Origin of the sequence: Serratia sp. J2 (genome assembly GCF_046269175.1) — a bacterium.
GTDB classification, from domain to species: Bacteria; Pseudomonadota; Gammaproteobacteria; order Enterobacterales; family Enterobacteriaceae; genus Chania; species Chania fonticola_C.
Genome location: NZ_JBKABN010000070.1, coordinates 1 through 3,264, shown reverse-complemented (window position 1 = coordinate 3,264; position 3,264 = coordinate 1). Strand labels below are relative to the sequence as shown.

Annotated in this window: 6 protein-coding genes; all 6 read right to left on the bottom strand. The window is 56.0% G+C overall.

Features of this window, described 5'->3' with window-relative positions:
• Window positions 1-1,449: terminase large subunit (locus ACKWMY_RS27910; RefSeq protein WP_409487504.1), on the bottom strand; the 1,449-nt coding region annotated here is incomplete at its 3' end.
• On the bottom strand, window positions 1,433-1,789 hold the full coding sequence (locus ACKWMY_RS27905) for a phage terminase small subunit P27 family (protein ID WP_409487503.1): 357 nt from the start codon (window positions 1,787-1,789) through the stop codon (window positions 1,433-1,435). The genes ACKWMY_RS27905 and ACKWMY_RS27910, both read right to left, overlap by 17 nt.
• Window positions 1,790-1,976: 187 nt before the next feature.
• Window positions 1,977-2,129, bottom strand: a complete 153-nt coding sequence (locus ACKWMY_RS27900; protein ID WP_409487502.1) for a hypothetical protein — start codon at window positions 2,127-2,129, stop codon at window positions 1,977-1,979.
• Entirely contained in the window at window positions 2,126-2,569 is a 444-nt protein-coding gene (locus ACKWMY_RS27895) for an HNH endonuclease signature motif containing protein (RefSeq protein WP_409487501.1), read from the bottom strand. Before ACKWMY_RS27895 ends, ACKWMY_RS27900 begins: the two co-directional genes overlap by 4 nt.
• Window positions 2,570-2,863, bottom strand: a complete 294-nt coding sequence (locus tag ACKWMY_RS27890) for a head-tail connector protein (protein WP_409487500.1) — start codon at window positions 2,861-2,863, stop codon at window positions 2,570-2,572.
• Window positions 2,860-3,195, bottom strand: a complete 336-nt coding sequence (locus ACKWMY_RS27885) for a phage head closure protein (protein WP_409487499.1) — start codon at window positions 3,193-3,195, stop codon at window positions 2,860-2,862. Before ACKWMY_RS27885 ends, ACKWMY_RS27890 begins: the two co-directional genes overlap by 4 nt.
• Window positions 3,196-3,264 lie beyond the last annotated feature (69 nt).

Below are 3,264 nucleotides of genomic sequence, written 5' to 3'. Positions count from 1 at the left end.
GCCGTTGTGCTCTATCACCTTGCGGTTAACGAATACCTCCGCCGATTTCGCTACTGGACTGAACTTCATATAGGTTTGAGGGAAAGGCTCCACATCGAGGCCGGCCCCCTGTAACTGGGTGCGGATTTGCGTGGCGTTCCAGGTGTCGAAACCCACCAGCTCGATACTGAACCGCTCGGCATCGGCCAGCACATCATCACGGATGCGGTCATAGTCGATACAATCCCCCGGAGTGAGTCGCAACCAACCCTGTTTCACCCACTGGCGGTACAAGGTGCGGTTTTTATTAGCGGGGTTTTGTAGTTGAGCGTCGGGGATGTAGTGGCGCGTCAGCAGGCGCACAGACCGCTCTAGCGGGAACGTATAGCAAACACTGGTAATGTCACTGGTGGAGGACAGATCCAGACCGGCGTAACACTGCAATCCTTCCAGGTCGGCTTCGGTATACTCGGCGGCGCAAGCTTTCCAGGCTCCCTCACCCATCCACGGGGTTTCCCCCTGGCACCAGATGTTAAAGCGCTTGGTCAGCATCTCCACCCACTGCGAGGGTATGCCGCGAGCCTTTTGGATAGTATCGGCCAGCGCGGCCACATCGACGGACACCGACAGGTTAGGATTGGCCTTCACCCACTGCGCCGGGTCGTCTACTTCGTTTTCGTCGTCCAGCTCGTAGATCAACGCAAACAGCGATTCATTCTCTTCTTCCCCATCCAGGATCTGGCAACAGTAATCATAGTGCTGCTTGCAAGCCGATACGATGTTGCTGCCAGCGGTGGTAATGGCAAACAAAATGCCTTCGGGACGCGCGCCCATACCCAGCTCAAGCGCGGAGTAAACGCCGTTATCCGGGTGCAGGTGGTACTCATCGACCACCGCCAGGCTAGGGTTAGTCCCTTCAATGGTTGAGGCTCTGGCCGCCAGCGGCTTTAACAGGCTGTTGGTCTTGGCGTAGATCAGCTTGTGTTGCTGGATAGCCACCCGCTTGCGCAGTGGTTTGGATAGCAGGCACATCTGCCGTGCATCATCAAACACGATACGGGCCTGATCCCGGCTCACGGCAGCGGTGTAAATGTCCTGCTGCCCGTGCTCCATCACCAGGAACCAGTTAGCCAGCATGGCGGCTACCGTGGATTTGGCGTTCTTGCGCGGTACCTGAATGTAGGCGCTGCGGTATTTGCGGCGGCCGGTGGCCACCACCTTGAACCCCAGCAAGTTAGCAAAGGCGAATTGCTGCCACGGCTCCAGCTCTATCGGCTGGCCGCGCAACGGGCCTTTGACGTGGGGGCAAAGGCGAGAAAAAGCGACAAAACGCTCTACCGTGGCCGTATCGAACAGGTAAAGAGGGTTATTCAGGTCGGTAAAGTACCGTTCCACCGCCTGCTTAAGCCGTTCACAGGCCGGGATTTCACCGCTTTTTATCGCTTCTGCGTATTCATGCCAGGCGGTCAAGTTCGTCGGCCTCGTCAGTTTCCACCGGGTTACGGCGGCGGGATACCGGATCAAAGCCCATCAGCGAGGACATTTTGATCATGATTTTTTCTGCGTCCGATTTGGCTTTCAGTGCGGGGTTGGTGGTGGTGGCACCTCGTGAACCTTCAACCGAAAAACCACGCGCCGCAAGGTCTGCCACGGCTCGGCGATACATCGAGTAGTTGAGGCAATACAATTCCAGGTTGCGCCAGTCGGCATCAATCAAATCGCCGCGATCCATCAATTGCTTGGCTCTCGTCTTCCACTCTGCTGTAGCAATTTCATCTAAATAAGCGGGTGGTTTGGGTGGTCGTGCCATAACTTGCTGTTTCCTGTGCCTTACTGCTGTGAAAAAAAGTGCCGCGCGTAAAAATTTGAGGAGGCGGGTGGTTCCTGCGGGAGGGCTTTTTGTCCTGAAAATCCCCCCCTCCCCTCAAATCGATATAGTTACAAATGAAATCATTACAAATGCAATCAATCGCCATTGAAATGATAGGCATTATCATTTACCGATTTCTGAATGCCTCGGCTAACTCCCGGTCACGCTCTGACAGGCGCTTTCCTGTGGCCTGCCTTGGTGTCTTGTCGTGGCGCTTGGTGAACCCATCACGGCTACGCTGTAACCCTTTAAGCAACTGATTAATCTCTTGTTCAGTCATTGCTCGTTACCTTCATATAACCAATCCCAACGGTGAGCGGCTGCGGCTTCCTGCTCCCGGAACTGACCGGCTTTACGCTGCTGCTTGGTGAGTGGGTCTTGGGTAGTGGTCTTGCGGCTGTGATGGCTAACGCATAACCCTTGATGATTGCTGGCAGGCCAGAACAGCACATCGCTTTCACCCTCGATAGGGATGATGTGATCGACTATCTTGGCCGGGGCATAGCGTCCTTCCTTCTCGCACATCACACAAAGCGGGTGCGCCTTAAGATAGGCAAGGCGATACTGGCCCCAGCGGTTGGAATAGCCACGCTCGGTACGGGTGCCACGGCTGGCAGTCAGTGCGGCGTTAGCCTGGCGCTTGTGCTCAGGGCAGCGACCAGCCTTGACGCGATTGCGGCAACCGGGATAGGTGCAACGTTTGAGTGGGTGAGATGGCATTTAGTACACTCCCGGTTCGCGGTAGTAGTTCCACAATGAGGTCGTGGTAAAGGGCAGTTCGGCGGTCTTCTCTGCGGCTATCTCACGGTTCTCGTACCAGTGGCCTATCAGCAACAGGCAACCCACCTTGATAGCCGGGTTAAGCTCCAGCTCATCACCGAAACGCCTGCCGATATGTTTCTGGCAGACCTCCAGCGCGGCAGCGATATAGCCCTGTAGCAAGGCGTCTTCCTCGCTGCCATCGATGCGGCAATGCAGCTTGACCTCTTCCAGGCCGATTGATGTTTCAATCATGGCGTAACGCCTCCCTTGCATAGCAGCTCTAACCGGCTGGCTTTCGGATCAGGAATAACCGAGGCAATGCTGTAGGCCTGTTGCATATGCCCTTGCTGTTGCCACAAGATACGGCTGGCACTGCCCACATCAGCCCGGTAACGCAGCCAGATCCGGAGGGTGATTTCTGACATCTCCGCACCTGAGGCCAGCAGCTCACGACCGCTGATCGCTTTCACCTCGGCCCACACGGTAGCCGCATCAAACCAAACCCTTTTCTCCTCGCCCGATGGCAGCTCGATAGTGGTGAAGTTCTGGATGGTGATCCGGTGGCGCATCTGTCCGGCTTTCATGCTGCCCCCTTACCGCTATCTGTTTTCACCTGGACAGTTTGCTTCCACGCCTGGCTAAACTCTTCACCG